General features: G+C 59.6%; 12 protein-coding genes. 2 read left to right on the forward strand and 10 right to left on the reverse strand.

The window, feature by feature from the left end:
• Window positions 1–148: 148 nt before the first annotated feature.
• Window positions 149–4846: a dermonecrotic toxin domain-containing protein gene (locus ACM6IQ_RS05930; RefSeq protein ID WP_414878259.1), complete on the forward strand. Its 4698-nt coding sequence runs from the start codon at window positions 149–151 to the stop codon at window positions 4844–4846.
• Between the two features lie 62 nt (window positions 4847–4908).
• Here the strand turns inward: ACM6IQ_RS05930 and ACM6IQ_RS05935 are convergent, their stop codons facing one another.
• From ACM6IQ_RS05935 to ACM6IQ_RS05970, 8 genes are all read right to left on the reverse strand, one after another.
• On the reverse strand, window positions 4909–7293 hold the full coding sequence (locus ACM6IQ_RS05935; RefSeq protein WP_017338442.1) for an efflux RND transporter permease subunit: 2385 nt from the start codon (window positions 7291–7293) through the stop codon (window positions 4909–4911).
• A gap of 28 nt (window positions 7294–7321) precedes the next feature.
• Window positions 7322–8395: a WD40/YVTN/BNR-like repeat-containing protein gene (locus tag ACM6IQ_RS05940; protein WP_031318832.1), complete on the reverse strand. Its 1074-nt coding sequence runs from the start codon at window positions 8393–8395 to the stop codon at window positions 7322–7324.
• A gap of 1119 nt (window positions 8396–9514) precedes the next feature.
• Complete coding sequence (gene pepN / locus ACM6IQ_RS05945; RefSeq protein WP_017338280.1) at window positions 9515–12172, reverse strand: aminopeptidase N; 2658 nt, start codon at window positions 12170–12172, stop codon at window positions 9515–9517.
• A gap of 10 nt (window positions 12173–12182) precedes the next feature.
• A complete protein-coding gene (locus tag ACM6IQ_RS05950; RefSeq protein WP_017338279.1) occupies window positions 12183–13013 on the reverse strand; it encodes a DUF2797 domain-containing protein in 831 nt (276 codons plus the stop codon).
• Window positions 13010–13270: a YeaC family protein gene (locus tag ACM6IQ_RS05955; RefSeq protein WP_017338278.1), complete on the reverse strand. Its 261-nt coding sequence runs from the start codon at window positions 13268–13270 to the stop codon at window positions 13010–13012. Before ACM6IQ_RS05955 ends, ACM6IQ_RS05950 begins: the two co-directional genes overlap by 4 nt.
• A 22-nt stretch (window positions 13271–13292) precedes the next feature.
• Complete coding sequence (locus tag ACM6IQ_RS05960) at window positions 13293–14174, reverse strand: rhomboid family intramembrane serine protease (RefSeq protein ID WP_414878260.1); 882 nt, start codon at window positions 14172–14174, stop codon at window positions 13293–13295.
• Complete coding sequence (locus ACM6IQ_RS05965; RefSeq protein WP_193393031.1) at window positions 14171–15145, reverse strand: metallophosphoesterase; 975 nt, start codon at window positions 15143–15145, stop codon at window positions 14171–14173. The genes ACM6IQ_RS05960 and ACM6IQ_RS05965 overlap by 4 nt, the downstream gene beginning before the upstream one ends.
• Entirely contained in the window at window positions 15142–16032 is an 891-nt protein-coding gene (locus ACM6IQ_RS05970) for an NAD(+) kinase (protein WP_007906781.1), read from the reverse strand. The genes ACM6IQ_RS05965 and ACM6IQ_RS05970 overlap by 4 nt, the downstream gene beginning before the upstream one ends.
• A 123-nt stretch (window positions 16033–16155) precedes the next feature.
• Here ACM6IQ_RS05970 and ACM6IQ_RS05975 point away from each other — a divergent pair, with 123 nt between their 5' ends.
• Complete coding sequence (locus tag ACM6IQ_RS05975; RefSeq protein ID WP_017338275.1) at window positions 16156–17106, forward strand: DUF1853 family protein; 951 nt, start codon at window positions 16156–16158, stop codon at window positions 17104–17106.
• A gap of 59 nt (window positions 17107–17165) precedes the next feature.
• Here ACM6IQ_RS05975 and ACM6IQ_RS05980 read toward each other — a convergent pair whose 3' ends face one another.
• Together ACM6IQ_RS05980 and ACM6IQ_RS05985 are read right to left on the reverse strand one after the other, a co-directional pair.
• Complete coding sequence (locus tag ACM6IQ_RS05980) at window positions 17166–18449, reverse strand: arsenic transporter (RefSeq protein ID WP_414878261.1); 1284 nt, start codon at window positions 18447–18449, stop codon at window positions 17166–17168.
• Window positions 18450–18477: 28 nt separating this feature from the next.
• Window positions 18478–18825, reverse strand: coding sequence for a metalloregulator ArsR/SmtB family transcription factor (locus ACM6IQ_RS05985; RefSeq protein WP_017338273.1), 348 nt, complete (start codon window positions 18823–18825; stop codon window positions 18478–18480).
• Between the last annotated feature and the right edge of the window lie 73 nt (window positions 18826–18898).

Raw genomic sequence — 18898 nt, forward strand, 5'->3', positions numbered from 1 at the left:
AGCCGCAACCCTGGTTGCGGCTTTTCTGTTTCTGGCCTGAACGCATGCTTCATGCCGATCGAATCGATCAATGTGCGGTAACCCGCTACCGCACATCCCTTTCGATTCGGTTTTACGTTGAGCAACCACTCATGCAAAGGATTGCATCATGCCCACACCTGCATCACCGCCCGCCACCGCAAGCAACACCGACATCATCGCGCGTGCAGTCCGCACCCGATTCAACACCCGGCCGACATTACGCTCGCAAACCGCCCGCATGCTCAAGGACGGTATTCTGGGAAAATACCCGCAACTGGCATTCGATCCTGACCGAACCAGGATTGCCCAACCGATCCCGGGTGGGGCCTGGCGGCTCACACCGCTTATTGACGTGGTGCTTGAGTTTCTGGCCAGCGGTACATTCCCCGATTTCAGCGAGCAATTCGGTCGCAGCTGCTTTTTGACTAACCGTGCCCCTGCACGACTCGCCGTCAACAACACGACATCGCGGCTGCCTGACCTGCAAGTGATCGCGGAAGTCATTCGCGAGTTACCCGACATTCTCTATATCGGCGCTCAGGAATCATTGACCGACTGCTGGAACGAAAAAGACCAGACCGGCGTCAGCCGCTGGCAATGGCTGGGGGATCTGCTCGCCGGCGTGTTGAAAACCTCCGCGACGCGTCTTGCGACGAATAATGCGTCGCAGGCCGAAATTCTCATGGAGTTGACCCGCCAACCCGACAAACGTCAACGCCTTCAGCGACCCTGGGCCAAAGGTGCTATTGAAGCCTGCACGCTTCAAGTCACGTTGAGCAGAGGCGACGTGACTATCACGCTGCAGACCCCGGATATCCTGTTGATTTGCGGCGATACCCATTTGTTGTGCAGCGTGACCGGCGATATCGAGTCCTTCCCGTCCCGGCAAGCCTTTGGCACGGCATGGAGCGCGCGGCTTCAGCATGACTTCATGGCTGACGCCATCACGTGGAAGCGTTTTGCACCGGACGGCAACCTCTTTGATACTCAGGCGGCCCTGCTGCTGAACCGGCAACTGCAAGACCTGGAGTCGCTCAAACTGCCTGCACGCCGAAGCCTGGCTGACCTTGAAAAGCAGTTTGACGCGATCACCGATGTCGCCGCACGGTTTATCACCAGCGAGAACCACCCGACAAACCTTCAGACCTTGCAAGCGACAATTCCCGAATGGTTGCGGGGCGCGGGTGACACAGGTCGTATGGCGTGGCGCAAACACATGTTATCGATGGCCAGCACCCAACAACAGACGCAGGGACGTTCGTTGCGCGACGGCGTCGTTGACCTTCGCACGTTCGCCAGAAATGCACTGCACGCGCAAATGCTCAAGGACCAGCCCCTGGCACCCGGCTACAAGTCCGATGAGCTGGAACTGACCTTTCATGTGCCCGTCGGCGACTTGGGCAGCGGCTACCTCAAACCCGTGCAAATGTCGCTGACCGATCTGGCAATCAACAATCTTGCCGGCAAACCCAGAGGCCGGATGACCATCCGCCACACCGGGAACCAACTGATTCAAGACTGGACCACCGAGGCCTATTTACTGGATCTGGTGAGTCGGGTCGATGTCGGAAAACACTACCCCGAGTACCTCGAAGCGCAACTGCTTGGGCAGAACCCCGAAGCCAGGGAGCGCCTGCGGCTTTTCGGCCTGGAACTGAGCCTGCATTTGCCGCTGCGTGCCCTGGAACACTCGATCAAGGGTGAGCACGGCTTCAGCCTCCTGGGTTATCGATATGTGGAAGCGTTGTTCCAACCGCTGGCTGCCGAGCGAATGGTTGAGGAGCAGTCGATTGTCATCAGGCCTTTGGCATTTCAACGCAAGACCGGCGCCACCTGCGATGTCGTCAGCAACATGTTCATCATCGAGCCGAAAGACTTGAAGGCGGACGGCCCGCATATTCTTTTCCGACCGCTTTACCCCGACTCCCTGCACCAATACCCCAGCCGTCAGGAGCTGCTGAGTGCCATTGCGCAAACCGGCCCGTTGCAAACCAGTGTGCTGACCTGGCTGCCGGATCGCGCACGGCCGGTCTACGACAACAACGGATTCACCGAACCTCACATTGTCCACTTCCATAATGGCGACGAGTTTTCACCTCCGGAAAAACCGGAACCGGCGATTCTCGCAGGCGACGAAGCAGTCGGTGACTGGTTCACCGCACTGGAAGAAGGTCGATTGCTGACCAGTCTGTTCGTCAGCAACGCACGTGCACTGATTGATCTGGCGGACCGGCAATCGGTGTCGAATGCCGAGAGTCGTTGGGCAATCATCCTCGAGGGAGGCTGGCTGGTATTCAACAACGTGATTCTGCCGTTGTTGCGCGGCCCCGCCATGGTCGTGGGCTGGATGCTGCAAATCGCCCACAGCCTGATCAATGATCTCCCGGCGCTTGACAGTGATGACCCGAAGGCGCGGAACCAGGCATGGATCGATGTGCTGTTGAACATTGGTCTGCTGCTGCTGCATGTGGCCCGAGAGCAAGGCGCCCCGGCACTATCCGACAGCGCGGCGACGGATTTTCCGGGCCCCCTCGCCTCCCTGCGCCGGCCTTCACAGACATTCACATGGCCCACCGAATCGACCATCATCGAGGACACCCCGGGTCTGCCTTCCGAGCCGCCGGGCAGTGGCAATACCTTGCTCGACTTCAACCTGTCGAGCGCTCGCGATTCCGCATCGGCCCGGTTGTTCGACACGTTACGAGAGGTCCAGGTGCCATGGCCGACACCTCTGCCTGTGCCTATTACAACTGGCGCCTTCAAAGGCTTGTACCGGATCGGCAACACATGGCACGCCACCGTCGCCGGCCTGTTGTTTCGCGTCAGTATCGTGCCCGGCTTCGGCGAGGCGTATCTGATACACCCCGAGCACCCGGATCATCCGGGAATCAAGCTCAAGACCGATGGCAATGGCCACTGGACCCTGGATCAAGGGTTGAAACTGCTCGGCGGCGGGCGCAACGCGCGAATCAACGCCCAGCGTGAAATGACGCAACAACGCATCAGTCTGCTGGAACTGAATCGCCAGGAGTTCGTGGACCAACAAGCCCGGGTGCAGAAGCGTGTCGACATTGCCGAGAACTTGATGCAGCTGAAAAAAAACGACCCTGCCAGCACCGAGCTCGATCGCGCAACGTATAGGCAACGCTTCGTTGATGAACTGGACAAACAGACCGAAAGCTACGCCACGCTGTTGGCCGAGATCAGGGAATTGAACGAACTGACCAAATCCGATCCCGACCCTTTGCAATTGTGCAGCCTGTCTGAAAACCTCATCAACAACGCTCGCAAACGGGTCGTCATTACTGACTGGGAGCGCGAAGCTGTAGATCGCCAGTACGCAGACCTGAGAGGGGGTGTCAGGCATTTGCATGAAGCGATCACCCGCGAGGGTGACGGGATACTGGATCGCTACTTTGAGTTCATGCGCAAAACCGCCGAAATCAACGAAACCATGATCAAGCTTCTTGAACAGGTAGACAGTCGGCTGCTGGAACTCAAGCAGATCCCTCGCCTGGGCATGGAGTACTGGAAGCGGCTGACCGGCAACAGGCCCGAAGATGAAATGACGGCACTGCGAATCAAGAGCTACCAATTGAGCGTCTTACGCCTGCTCAGTCTCAAGGCCCTGGGAAGTAATACCATGAGTGTGCTCGAACGTACCCTCAGCCCCCTGTTGCTGTTGTCTCGCTCCCATGCCGAACTGCAAACGGAGCACACCTACATCAACAGTGACCGGATCGCCGTACTGGACAACCTGGTCGATCAGTACAACAAGGCCCAGGATGGTCTTGAGACGATTGGCATTTTCAGTACCGATGAACTGCAAACACACCCGTTCAATCGGCTGCGCGAGCTCATTGATCAGCTACGCGTGGATGCCGAGCGACGTCTGGCGGAAGCGCTTCAACTGCAGCCGCAATCGGAGGAGCCGTCCACTTCTGCATCCGGGCCCAGGCCGCCGGTGAAGCGTCCTTATTCATGGGCCAGCCGCAAGCGGGTTATCAATACCGCCAAGGGCGCGTTTATCGGAGATCTTCGCCAACGAGTCGCCAACCAGGGAGGAGACATTGTCGACATCAATGACCCTTTCGAGGAAAAGCCATTGGCCTCGTTTCATGAACACGAGCCCAATGTCTGGGTGGAAGTTGTCGATGCCAGGCCCCCGACACCCAAGGCGCCACGCCCCTATCAGCAGCTCAAGGGTGACGCGCGCAAAGCCTTGGCCGATACCGATAAACACGTGCAAAAGATCGAGGGTTACGCCCAACGCGCCAGTTCTCCCAAGGAAATCGAAGAACAACTGCAGCGCGAAGCACAAAAACTGATCGGGTACGCCGATAGCCTGGAACAGCACGAAAGTCCTCCGGCCAACCAGGCTCCCGACGTTTCGCTGATCGACGGCCTCCGGGAAAAGGCGCGCAACCTAGACACCAAGGCGAGCGAGCTTCGCACTCGCATGACCCTCGCCCGGCCGCCCAGTAGCGAGGGTGTGGAGTTTCTGCTGCGCAACAATGCGATGGTTGCGCGAATCATCGGCCAACGGGTTCAGCTGAAAACCGGACGCAAGGATTTCATGCAGGAGTACGTCTTGTTGAATAAAGAAAATCAACCCTGGTGGTACGCGCACTTCCACTATGCCAACGCAGAGGATGCCAAGGCTGACTACACCCAGGCGCACCTGAAAACCAGGGAGCAACGTTTCGAAACCTACGAATCGGCCATGGCCAAGGCAAAAGATCCGAAGCAACAAATCGCTATTCATCATGGGATCATCAGCAAGGAACTGGCCAGCCGCGATTTCTTGCCGCTGCAACCGCGCTGAGTTTTTCAATCGCCCATAAAAAAGCCGCAACCCGGGTTGCGGCTTCTTGTTTTCGCCTGAGGTCAGTGAGCGAACAACGAGTTGCCCTTCTGCCCTGCCAGTTTCTCCGGCTTGATCAGGAACCGTGCCAGCGCCGGCAGCAGCCACAACGCGCCGAACATGTTCCAGAGCAGCATGAAGGTCAGCATCAAGCCCATGTCGGCCTGGAACTTGATGGCCGAGAAAATCCAGGTGCAGACGCCGATCGCCAGGCACAGGCCGGTGAACAACACGGCTTTACCGGTGGACTTCAGCGTTTGGTAGTACGCCTCTTGCAACGGCAGTCCGGCACGCAGGAAGCTTTCCAGACGGCTGTAGATGTAAATGCCGTAGTCCACGCCAATCCCCACACCCAATGCCACCACCGGCAAGGTCGCGACTTTCACCCCGATGCCCATGAAGGCCATCAGGGCGTTGCCGAGTACCGAGGTCAGGACCAGCGGCAACACGATGCACAAGGTCGCCGCCCAGGACCGGAAGGTGATCATGCACATGGTCGCGACGCAGATGTAGACGAGGATCAGGATGGTCAGCTCGGATTCCTTGATCACTTCGTTGGTGGCCGCCTCGATACCGGCGTTACCCGCCGCGAGGATGAATTCCAGGCCTTCCTTGTTGTTCTCCTTGGCGAAGTCCTGAACGGCATGGACCGCACGATCCAGCGTTGCAGCCTTGTGATCGTTGAGGAACACCAGCACCGGCGCCAGGGAGCAACTGTTGTTGTACAAACCATCAGCCCGGGCGATGGAGTTGTTCAGCACGTCCGGGTTGCGCGACAGGGTTTCCCACTTCAGGTTGCCCTCGTTCATGCCCTTGATCATCTGCTTGGACACGGTCACCAGCGAGATCGCCGACTGCACGCCCTCGGTGTTCTGCATCTTCCACATCAGCTCGTCGATCGGCGCCATGGCTTCGTAGCGCGAGCAACCTTCGGACTTGGTCTTGACCATCACCACCAACACATCGGAACTGGTGGAGTAGTTGCTGATGATGAAGTTGTTGTCCTTGTTATAGCGCGAATCCGGACGCAGCTCTGGGGCACCTTGATCGAGGTCGCCGATTTTCAGGTTCTGGCTGTACCAGAGGCCGCCACCGAAGGCCAACAGGGCCAGGACAATCGACACCGGGGCGACTTTCGGGCTGGCAAAGTTCGACAGCAGGCGCCAGAACGGGTGTTCGCGGTGCGCGTCTTTCTTGCTGCGCTCGACAGCGCGCTTGCTGATGCCGGCGTAGGAAATCGCCACCGGAAGCAGGATCAGGTTGGTAAACACAATCACCGCCACGCCAATCGATGCGCCGATGGCCAGCTCGCGAATCACTCCGATGTCGATGATCAGCAGCGTAATGAAGCCCACCGCATCCGCAAGGATCGCGATCATCCCCGGCAGGAACAATTGGCGGAAGGTGCGCCGCGCCGCAGTCAACGCGTTGTCGGCTTCACTGGACTGCAACGCGATGCCGTTGATCTTCTGTACGCCGTGGGAAATACCAATGGCGAAGATCAGGAACGGCACCAGCATCGAGTACGGATCCAGCCCGAAGCCGAAGAAGTGCATCAGACCGAGCTGCCAGACCACCGCCACCAGCGTCGTGGTCAACACCGCCACGGTGCTGCGCATGCAGTTGGTGAACCAGTACAAGAGAATCAGGGTGATGACGAAGGCGACACCGAAGAACATCACCACCATCACCAGACCATCAATCAGATCGCCGACTTTCTTGGCGAAGCCGACGATGTGGATCTGCACGTTGGGGTTCTGTTTCTCGAACTTGTCGCGGATCTTCTCTTCCAGCTCATGGGAGAACTTGCGGTAGTCCAGGGCCAGTAACTTGCCCTGGTCCTGCGGATCCGGGTAGGACTCCAGCAGCGGGATATCGACGATGCTCGACTTAAAATCGTTGGCCACCAGACGCCCGACCTGCCCGGACTTGAGCACGTTGTTGCGCAGCAGATCGAGGCTTTCCTGGGAGCCGTTGTAGCTCTGCGGAATCACCTCACCACCGGCGAAGCCCTCCTCCGTCACCTCGGTCCAGCGTACGCTCGGACTCCACAGCGACTTGAGACCCGAACGATCGACGCCGGAGATATAGAAAACCTCGTCGTTGATCTGGCGCAGGGTCTCCATGTACTCCTTGGAGAAGATGTCGCCGTCGGTGGCTTCCACCGAGATCCGCACGGTATTGCCCAGGTTCGCCAGATCGTTGCGATGCTCCATCATCTTTTGAATGAACGGATGCTCGAGCGGAATCATTTTTTCGAAACTGGTGGACGGCCGGATCAGCGTCGCCTGCCAGAACAGGAAAATGCTCACCAGCAGGCAGATCACGATCACTGCCGGGCGGTTGTTGAAAATCAGGCGTTCAAGAAACGTCGCCTTGTCTTGGTGATGGCTGCTCAAGGATGTCATAGACCCGCCTTCTTATTATTTGCCCGGCTCATTTGGACGACCCGTTTTTTCCATTCTCGGCGCTGGCGCCGGTTGGCGAGGTGACGCGAACGCCGCCCTGTCCCGCCAGGATCAGATTGCCGTTGCCCGCTGCAGTCACCGCCGCGACGGATATGCGATCCGGGCGGTTGAACACGCTGAAGGTTTCGCCGTTATCTTCGCTGCGGATCACGCTGCCACCATTGCCGACGATCACGATGGAGCCGTCATCGAGCAAGGTTGCGCCGGACAGGCCGAACTCCAGTGCACCGCGGGCGGCTTTCAGCTCGACCGGTTCCCAGGTGCTGCCGAAGTCGGTGGAGCGGAACAGGTTGCCGCGCAGACCATAGGCCAGCAGCGTGTTGGCCTGAGCGGTGCCGATCACGCCGAAGAGCGAGCCTTCGTATGGGCCTTCAAGCTTTTCCCAGGTCTGGCCCCAGTCGGCGGAGCGGAACATGCTGCCCTGCTCACCGACGATGAACAGCCCGGCATCCTTGACTGCGGCAATGCCATTGAGGTGGTACTGGTCTTCGTTATCGAGGCGATCACTGGCGTCTTCCCAGTTCTTGCCGCCGTCGGTGGTGGCCAGCAGCGCGCCGTAAGCGCCCACGGCGAAGCCGATGCTGGCGTCCTGGAACCAGACGTCGAGCAGCGGCGATTCGCGTTTCATATCTTCAAACTGCTTGGTCCATGTGACGCCGCCGTCCTCGCTGGCGAGAATCTGTGCGTCATGGCCGACGGCCCAGCCGTGCTTGTCGTCGACAAAATAAACCGAGGTCAGCAGTTGCCGGGTCGGCACCTTGGCCTGGGTCCAGGTCGCGCCCTGGTCATCGGAATACAGGATGTGCCCGCGATCGCCGACCGCTACCAGGCGCTTGCCGGCGTGCACGACATCGAGCATCAGGCTTTTGCTGGCCTTGGCGGATTCAACGGAATAGACAACGTCAGATGCTGGCGCCGCGGCGGCCAGCACAGGTGCCGACAACATGGCACAGCCCAACAGCGAGAGCGCTGTAGCCAGCAACGCGAATTTGCGCAGTGCCGGCGGGCGGCAGGTACCCACACCCATGACAGGCTCACTCATAGACCTTCCCCCATTATTATTGTTAGGTCGTTCAACCTTTCAGGGCGCCGTTAGGGGTGCTCATCGGGATTGAATGGTTAGGAGCATAGTCCTGAAACCCGCAATCCAGAGCCCCTTCGGAAGCTGGCTTATCCTATCGGTGTTTGGAAAGGTCTGACAATCGACGCCACGTTATGTTTTGTTAACCCGGATGGGATGGGTTTGTTCTGAATGGTGGGGTATCAGGTTGGGTGATTGGGTTGGTGGTTGGTGTACATATCCGTTGCTGCGGTAACGGCGGCTATTGGTTCCGCTCTTACAGCGGGTCACTTGGAGAAGCGCCAAGTAACCAAACGCTTTTGCCCCTTTCGTTCGGTGCCTCGCCAAGGCTCGGCATGCCCTCCTTCCGGTCCTGCTCCGTGGGCCCGCCGCCATCGGCCATCCATGGCCGGGGGCGGCTAACCCGGCATCCATGCCGGGTTGCCCTCTGCGCAGAACCTCCACTCGGCCTAACGAGGGGGCGACCGCCGCCACAGCACCGCGAGGCGGCCTACCGGCCGGCCTGTCATTTGAAGCGTACGCATTTCCCTGTGGGAGCTGGCTTGACAGCGATGGTCGTTAACGATGACGCGTGCGGTCTGAATGAACGTGGTGTCTGGACCTCCATCGCTAGCAGGCTAGCTCCCACAGGGGGCTCGCGGTAGCTTTTGCTTTTCACCACTCATCAGGCCGAGCGTTAGCTCGCCTGCAGCTCTTGATCTTGATCCACCCGCCCCTTCGGGAGGCTGAGTGGAGGTGTTCATCCGGGGAGTGGCGCGCAGCGCCGTTCGACGCAGTCGAACACGCTGCATGTAGGTCGTCGCGAAGCAGACCGGAGGGCAGTGTCCCCGGATGAATACCGGAGCGAAGGAACGCCGAGCCTCAGCGAGGGGCCGGACGCTCGGGGCGAGCCTTTTTTTGCTTGCTTTTTTTTGGCGTTTGAAAAAAAAGTGAGTCGCCGTAAGGGCGAAACCCTAAGCGGCCGTTACCGCAGGAATGGATATGTACACCATCAAAAAACTCGTCGCCTGATACCCCGTCATCGCAGTTCAAGCCAGCTCCCACAAGGTCCAGGGTGAACCCTGTGGGAACGAACCAGACTCAAGCCAGGCTTTTGCTGACCACTTCAAACACATCGCTGGACAGCTGACCCGAAGCGCGAATCCGCTCCAGCTCGCCTTTCATCAATGCCTGACGAGCGTCGTCGTATTTGCGCCAGCGCGTCAGCGGCGCCAGTTGGCGCGAAGCAATCTGCGGGTTGAAGCCGTTCAGTTCGATCACCAGATCCGCGAGGAAGCGATAACCCGACCCGTCCGCCGCATGAAAGTTGATCAGGTTCTGCCCCGCAAACGCACCAACCAAGGCTCGCACCTTGTTCGGGTTCTTGAGGTTGAACGCCGGATGCTCCATCAACGCCTTGACCCGCTCCAGCCCACCCGGCAAGGTGCTGCCCGCCTGAACGCTGAACCACTGGTCCATGACCAACGGGTTGTCCTTGAAGTGCTCGGCAAAACTCGCCAGCGCCCGCGCCTTGTCTTCTTCGAACGATGAGTTGACCAGCACGGCCAACGCTGTGAGGCGCTCGGTCATATTGTCGCTGGTCTCGAACTGCTCAAGCGTCGCCGCCAGGACTTCAGGCTTACCGCTCAACATCAGGTAAGACAGCGCAATATTCTGCAAGGCGCGACGAGCAAAGTGCTCGGCCTCGGCCACGTACGGGGTTTGTTTCGACAGATCACGGTTGGCCTGGTAACGCAGCCACAGCGCTTCGAACAAGCCGTCCGCCAATTGCTTGCGGGCAAATTCGCGGGCGATGTGGATAGCATCGACGTCAGCCACTTCGCTGATCTCGGTCAGATACGCTTCACCCGGCAACGACAGCATTTCGGCAACCATCGCCTGATCCAGCGTTTCGTCCGACAGCACGGTGCGCAACGCACAAACCAGACGCTGATCCATGACCAGCGTCTCGCCCTTCTGTTGCTGAGCGATCAGTTCCTGCAGCACGTGAACCGAGAGTTGCTGACCGGCATCCCAGCGATTGAAGCCGTCGCTGTCATGCTGCATCAGGAACATCAGCTGATCACGGTTGTACGGGAAGCTCAGTTTCACCGGCGCCGAGAAGCCGCGCAGCAACGAAGGCAAAGGCTGTTCAGCGATGTCGAAGAACGTGAAGGTCTGCTCGGCTTCGGTCACCGATATAACCCGCGAAGTACCCTGTGCGCTGGCTTCGCCGGAAAGACGCAAGGCAATGGCCGCGCCTTTGGAGTCCAGCAGGCCCAACTCGACAGGAATCACGAACGGCAGTTTTTCAACCTTGTCCGGGGTTGGCGGGCAGCTCTGGCGGAAGGTCAGGCTGTAGGTCTTCGCGGCGGCGTCGTAGGACTCGCTCACTGCCAGACGCGGCGTGCCGGCCTGGCTGTACCAGCGTTTGAACTGGGTCAGGTCGACACCGTTGGCATCTTCCATGGCCTTGATGAAGTCGTCGCAGGTCACGGCCTGGCCGTCATGGCGCTCGAAGTACAGGTCGCTGCCTTTGCGGAACCCTTCGGCGCCGAGCAAGGTGTGGATCATGCCGACCACTTCCGAGCCCTTTTCATACACGGTCAGGGTGTAGAAGTTGGAGATCTCGATGAAGCTGTCCGGGCGAACGGCGTGAGCCATGGGACCGGCGTCTTCGGCGAACTGGTGGGTGCGCAGGTAAGCCACGTCCTGAATGCGTTTCACGGTTGCCGAGTTCATGTCGGCGGAGAAACCCGAATCACGGAACACCGTGAAGCCTTCCTTCAGCGACAACTGGAACCAGTCGCGGCAGGTCACGCGGTTGCCCGACCAGTTGTGGAAGTACTCGTGGGCCACGATCGCTTCCACGCGCTGGTGCGCGGCGTCGGTCGCCGTTTCGGCGCGAGCCAGCACGGCGCTGGAGTTGAAGATGTTGAGCCCCTTGTTCTCCATGGCGCCCATGTTGAAGTCGTTGACCGCAACGATCATGAAAATGTCCAGGTCGTACTCGCGACCGTAGACCTCTTCGTCCCAGCGCATGGACTTCTTCAGGCTGTTCATCGCGTGCTGGCACTTGTCGATGTTTTCTGGCTCGACATAGATGCGCAGCGCCACGGAGCGCTCGGTCATGGTGGTGAAGGTGTCTTCGACGCACCACAAATCACCGGCCACCAGCGCAAACAGGTAGGCCGGTTTCATGAACGGGTCTTCCCACGTGGCCCAATGACGGCCGTCTTCGCCTGGACCGCTGGCAATCGGGTTGCCGTTGGACAGCAGCACCGGATAGCTGTGCTGCTCGGCGACCACCGTGGTGGTGAACTTGCTCATCACGTCCGGGCGGTCGAGGTAATAGGTGATCTTGCGAAAACCTTCGGCCTCGCACTGAGTGCAGAACATCGTGCCGGACTTGTACAGGCCTTCCAGCGCGGTGTTGGTTTCCGGGTGGATCCTGACGCTGGTGTCGACGGTGAACGTGGTGCTGGTCGGCTGCAGGGTCAGGTGATTCTCGGTCAGTTGGTAATCGGCATCACTCAACTCGCGATCGGCCAGGGTCACCGACAACAACTCGAGTTGCTGACCATCGAGTACCAGGGGCGGCAGGCCCGGACCCCGCTCAGGATTGCGGCGCATCACCAGTTGCGCATGGACCAGGCTGTGGTCCTCGAACAACTCGAAGGTCAGGTGCGTTTCGTCGATCAGGTACTCGGGCGCCTGATAGTCTTTCAAATAGATCATCTTCGGTTGTTCGGTGCGCATGCTGGAGTCCTTACTGATGCACGGCGAGCTGATAAGCCGTGTACTTACGAATATTGATCACGCCGGTGTCGAAAATCAGGTACTGGCCCTTGATCCCCAGCAGCGTGCCTTCGGCAATCGGGTTTTTGTCCAGGTTGAAACTGACGATTTTGGCCGGGTATTGCTCAACCGGGTAGCGGATTTCGAGCGGCTCTATGTCGGCAATAGTCTGGATTGCCTGTAGGCCGAATCGTTCCTGTAAACCTTGCAAACCTTCGGCGCAGCTATCAAACAGCTGATCGCGAACCTCGGCCAGATCCACCGAAATCGCCTCGCCCTTGAGTAAAGCACGCCAGTTGGTCTTGTCCGCCACCTGACTGCGAAACAGGTCTTCGACAAAGCCCGACTGCTGGCGGGTCGAAACACGCATGATCGGCAACGCCTGACGGGCGCCCTGATCGATCCAGCGGGTTGGCAGCTGGGTGGCGCGGGTAATCCCGACTTTGATCCCGGACGAGTTCGACAGATACACGATGTGATCGGTCATGCAGAACTTCTCGCCCCACTCCGGTTCACGGCAGGTGCCGGCGTCGTAGTGGCAACGCTCCGGGCTCATGATGCAGAGGTCGCACTGCGCCAGTTTGGTCATGCACGGGTAGCAGTAACCCTGGCTGAAACTGGTTTTGGTCTTGCGCCCGCAATGGGAACAGAAGATCGCCCCCAGGTATTCCAGGCGAACCGTGCTGCCGATCAACGGATTGACCGGCACCTCGACCTCGCCCAGACGAAACGCGTACTGCACGTCGGACCCGTCCAGGCGAGCCGACATTTTACTGACTGCACCGCGGCCAATCTCGATCAATGGATGGCATCCGACTTGAACAGGATATTCGGTACGGTAATCGACTTGGAGCTGCACTCCTGCGGGCCCATGTAGCCAGTGCGCTCTTCTTCCGGCAGGTTCTGGATTTCCCAGGCGATCATCGCTTGCAGCGACAGTTCACGTTGCTCGGCGGTGAGTTTGCCACCGTCCGACCATTTACCGATTTCCACCGCCAGTTTCAGGCTCTGGTAGATATCCGGGGTGATGTTTTTGATCATTTCGTTAAAAGAGGACATCAAGGTCTCCGCGCTCTTTGATTCACATACGATTCTGGACGGCCAGTTTACGGCGGTTGTACAAACCGCCCAACAAACCGGTAAGGCATCCGACGAGCAACCCGCCGACGTGGGCGGCGTTGGCAATTTCACCGAAGCCGATCATCGAGACCAGCCCGGACAGGCACAGCAGCAGCCATATCAGCATCATGACCAGTACGCCGCGCGGCAGGCGATAAGCCCGGTTCGGCGACAGAATCTGGAAGATCCAGCAATGCCCGAGCAGGCCGTACAGCACACCGGACAACCCGCCAAACAAGGTGGGGCCGCTGAAAACGAACTGGGCGTAATTGGACACGAGGGCAAACAGCAAGGTCAGGCCGATCAGGTTGATGCCGCCCTGGCGCGACTCGATGCGCCGTCCCAGCTCCCAGTACCACATGCCGTTCATGGCCAGGTGCAGGAAACCGAAGTGGATCAGCATCGGCGTCACCAGACGCCACCACTGCCCCGCCGCCAGGCTGTCAGCCAGTGGCACAAAATGGATGTACTCGCCGACCACCCGGAAATCGAGGAAGGTCAGCCAGCGCAGGGTGTCGAGGTTTTCGCCCAGCAGCGTCACCGCGCCGACGATCAGGCTCAGCAACAGCACCAGTGCAGTTGCTTTGGCGTGACGCAATTGCTCGGTGAAACCGGGGCGTTTTGTGGTTTTCGCCACCGGAATGTCGAGTTGGTGATCGGGATCACCCGCCGGGAAACGCTCGTACAACGCACGAACGTCTTCACTGATACTGGCGGGCACCCACAGCACCTGCTCGCCCTGCTCTTCGCTGACCCTATGCGGCACCTGCATGCGTTGCAGCAGTATGACGAACCCGCTCAGATCCACCGCCAGCGGCAGGCGCAATACCGGAACGGCGCTCATCGCAAGGCCTCGGGGCGTTCGACATCGACCCAGACAAACTTGTGCGGATCGAGCCGGGTTTCCCCGTCCAGACGATAGGCAACCAGTTTGCCGTAGAGCACCGCGCTGTAATCCAGGCAGGCCAGGTTCGGGCGGATCGGCGCCGGTTTACCGCTGCGCCAGTAGTGGCCGACGAACAGCAGGGGCTCGTCAATGCCATAGCGCAACAAGGTGTCTTTTTCGGTGGAGGACAGCGGCGTTCGGGCCACGGGTTCCGGCAAGGCGTCCGGCTGGAACACGATGTCGCCGTAGGTTTGCGGGTCGTCTTCCCAGAACTTGGTGCGGAAGAACGAGCGCGTCAGGCCATCGCCGCTGGTCATGGTCAAACCGTGAGGCAGGCGCATGTCGGTGCCGCGCAGCAGGCGGTCGAACACGGTGCAGGCAAAGCTGCCCGGCACGGCCGACGCCTGGAGGAAATGTTCATCGACGCAACCATCGGCAAACAGCGCGCGCAACGGTTCGATCAGGCCCGAATCCCAGCAGGCGTGTACCACGCGGAAGCGCCCGGCATCCAGAAACAGGGGTAATTCGTAGAACCATTGCTGGAAGTCATGCCAGTCGCCGGGGTGATCTTCAAACTGGGTCAGGGTTTCGCCCAGCAGGCGCGCATGACGCGGGGTGTGCTCACGAACGAACTGCTTGCCGCTACCCGGAGGTGCCGGCGTGCTCCAGCCCAGTGCGTTGAATTCGTGGTTGCCCATGATGCACAACGCCTGCCCAGCCTCGACCATATCGTGGACGATGTGCAGCGCCTCGCGAATCCTCGGGCCACGGTCGATGATGTCACCAACGAACACCGCCATGCGCGACGCATGCCGCCAGACACCACCTTGTTTGTGATAACCGAGCCGGTCGAGCAAGTGCTCAAGGGTCAGAGCGCATCCGTGCACGTCACCGATCAGGTCGTAACTTCGTGCGGGATCGAGCATCAGTCGCCTCCACCCCCCAACTTGCTGCCCCAGCCGAGCTTGGTCCGGCAGACTTCGTAGTAGTTGTGGTCGAGCGGGTGAATCAGCCGCAGCTTCTGCGCTTTCTTGCTGATGGTGATGGTGTCACCCGGCGCGCAGGTGAAGTGGTTCTGCCCGTCACAGGAGACTTGCGGGTAGATCTGCATATCCTTGGACACGACGATTTTCAGCTCACTGTTGCCATCGACCACAATTGGCCTGCCTGACAAGGTATGGGGGTACATCGGCACAATCACAATAGCGTCGAGCTTGGGATGCATGATCGGGCCACCCGCCGACAGTGCGTAAGCGGTCGAACCGGTCGGCGTGGCGACGATCAGGCCGTCGGCCTTCTGGCTGCAGACGAACTGTCCATCAATGTACAGCTCGAACTCGATCATCCGCGTCGATTTGCCGGGGTGCAGCACCACATCGTTCAGTGCATCGCCCTGCCCGATGGCCTCGGCGTGACGGCGGACCTCAGCCTGCAGCAGGAAGCGGTTTTCCACCAGATAGTGGCCGTCGAGCACTTCGGCGACTTTGACTTCGAGTTCGTCCGGGCGGATATCGGTGAGGAAACCCAGGCTGCCCCGGTTGATGCCGAGCACCGGAATATTGTGCCGGGCCAGTGCGCGCGCAGCGCCGAGCAGGCTACCGTCACCACCGACCACAATCACCATGTCACAGACTTCACCGAGCATCTTGCGCGACGAGGTTTGCAGGCCATGACCCGGCAGCACTTCGGCGATAGTGTCTTCGAGGATCACGTGCAGGTGACGATCGAGCAGAAACCGTTTCAGTCGGCGGACGGTATCCAGCACCTGCGAACTGCCCAGGCGACCGATGATGCCGATATTACGAAATTGCTCCATGGGGCTCCTATTGGGACGCGGGGGCCTGCGACGGCGAAAAACACGATTATGGGCGAAAGCGCGGGATAGACAAAATCCTTTCAGCCACAAGGGTGTACTCATGTTTAGGGCTATGCTCGCAAGATGATCCTATTTCCCGATTTGCTGCAGTTACCCCACCAGTTGCGCCACCCGGAAGTGCGTGACCTGGCGTGGGTCATCCTTGCGCCGCCGATGCTGGAGGTTACGCCGTGGCCGCAACGCCATCCGCTGGCCGGCAGTGACTGGGTGCAGGCGCCGGAACGGCTGGAGCATTGGCTGCGGCAACTGGATCGCGACAGTTATGACTTGCTGCACTGGCTGGCCCAGGCCCGGACCCGGCGCCTGGGTCTGTACTATGAACGGCTGTGGCAATACGCCGTGCGGCATGCCCCGGGCATCGATCTGATTGCCGCCAATATGCCGATCCGCCGCGAGGGGCATACGCTGGGCGAGCTGGACATGCTGCTGCGTGATCGCGACGGCGTGCATCACCTGGAACTGGCAATCAAGCTTTACCTGGGCCCGCAAGACGGCGACGGGCACGACACGGCACATTGGCTGGGCCCGGGTTGCCACGATCGGCTGGACCGTAAACTGGCTCACCTGAGTCAGCATCAGTTGCCCATTTCCGCCCGGCCCGAGAGCCGTGAAGTGCTGGCGGCGCTGGACATTCAGCAGTTCAGTGCGCATTTGTGGCTGGGCGGGTATTTGTTGTATCCGTGGCCGGGGCAGTCCCAACCACCGGACGGCGCACATCCGCAACATTTACGCGGAAGCTGGCTGCATCAAAAGGACTGGAAGGATTTTGTCGCACAGCGTCCGCTCGGGCGCTGGCAACCCCTGCCCCGCCATGCCTGGCTGGCGCCGGCGCATTATCCGGTGGAGCAGACCTGGAACACGGAACAACTGGAGGCGTGGCTCAGCGAGCTGGAGCCGCTGGCGCCGGCGCAGTTGCTGGTGCGTTTGATCGAGAATGCCGAGGGGGATTGGGAAGAGGCAGAGCGGTTGTTTCTGGTGGCGGATCTTTGGCCGAATGTACCGGGCAATGGTTGAGATTCATGGTGAATGGACGGGCCTCATCGCGGGCAAGCCCACGACAGGGCCAACCCGGTTTAAACGGACAACCGCACGGCCAGCGCCGCCAACGTCAGCAGCAACACCGGCACCGTCAACACAATCCCGACCCTGAAGTAATACCCCCATCCGATCCGGATACTCTTGCGCTCCAGCACATGCAGCCACAACAACGTCGCCAGGCTGCCGATCGGCGTAATCTTCGGCCCAAGGTCACTGCCGATGACGTTGGCGTAGATCATCGCTTCCTTCACCACGCCTGTTGCCTGGCTGGCATCAATCGACAGCAAACCAATCAGCACCGTCGGCAGATTGTTCATCATCGACGACAGGAGCGCGGTCAGCACACCGGTGCCCATCGCTGCGCCCCAAACGCCATAATCGGCAAAACCGTTCAGCCAGCCCGCCAGATACCCGGTGAGTCCGGCGTTGCGCAGCCCGTAGACCACCAGATACATGCCCAGCGAGAAAATCACGATCTGCCACGGTGCTTCTTTCATCACCTTGCGCGTGGAAATCTTGTGGCCCCGGGCCGCAATGGCCAGCAGCAACGCCGCGCACACCGCCGAAATGGCACTGATGGGAATGCCCAGCGGTTCCAGCGCAAAACAGCCAAGCAACAGGATCACCAAGACCACCCAACCCGCTAAAAAAGTCGCTTTGTCGTGGATGGCGCTGGCCGGATGCGCCAGTTGCTGCGGATCGTAATCCTTGGGAATGTCGCGTCGAAAGAACCACATCAGCACCGCCAGCGTCGCCGCGACGCTGACCAGATTGACCGGGATCATCACCGCCGCGTAGCGATTGAAACTGATGTGAAAAAAGTCGGCGGAAACGATGTTCACCAGGTTCGACACCACCAATGGCAAGCTTGCGGTGTCGGCGATGAACCCGGCGCCCATCACGAACGCCAGCGTCGTTGCGGGTGAAAAACGCAACGCCAGTAACATGGAAATCACGATGGGCGTGAGGATCAGCGCCGCACCGTCATTGGCAAACAGCGCTGACACCAGCGCGCCGAGCAGCACCATGTAGGCAAACAGCTTGCGCCCACTGCCATGACCCCAGCGCGCGACATGCAACGCCGCCCAGGCAAAGAACCCTGCCTCGTCCAGCAACAGGCTGATGATGATCAGCGCGACAAAGGTGCCGGTGGCGTTCCAGATGATCTGCCACACCAGCGGGATATCGCTCAGGTGCACCACCCCGAAAATCAGCGCCAGCACCGCACCGAGTACCGCACTCCAGCCGACGCCGAGGCCTTTGGGTTGCCAGATCACCAGGGTAATGGTCAGCAGGAAAATCAACGACGCTATAAGCATGTAAAGCAGCCTTCAAAAGAAATCGGGGTTAGCAGCAGCGCACCGGGCGATCAGCCATGGCCTGCAAACGGGCGACATCAGCAGCGAGCCATTCGCCGTGATCCGCCAATGCGCCTTGCAACAGTGTGATAACCCACGGCGATAGTTGCGGGTGCAGGCGATAAAACACCCATTGCCCCTGACGACGATCCGACAGCAGCCCGTTGCTGCGCAATTGCGCCAGATGACGCGAGATCTTCGGTTGGCTGAGGTCCAGCCCGGCAGTCAACTCACACACGCACAACTCGCCTTCGCAGGCAATCAGCATGGCGATACGACTGCGCGTGTCATCGGCCAGGGCCTTGAAAACATCGACGGGACCACGGGAATAGGACATGTGGGAACACGCCTCCAGACAAACGAGGCGTGAATATATGGAATTTCGAATATTCGGTAAAGCGACGTTTCCG

The sequence above is a fragment of the Pseudomonas sp. IT-P100 genome (genome assembly GCF_949767185.1).
GTDB classification, from domain to species: domain Bacteria; phylum Pseudomonadota; class Gammaproteobacteria; order Pseudomonadales; family Pseudomonadaceae; genus Aquipseudomonas; species Aquipseudomonas fluorescens_B.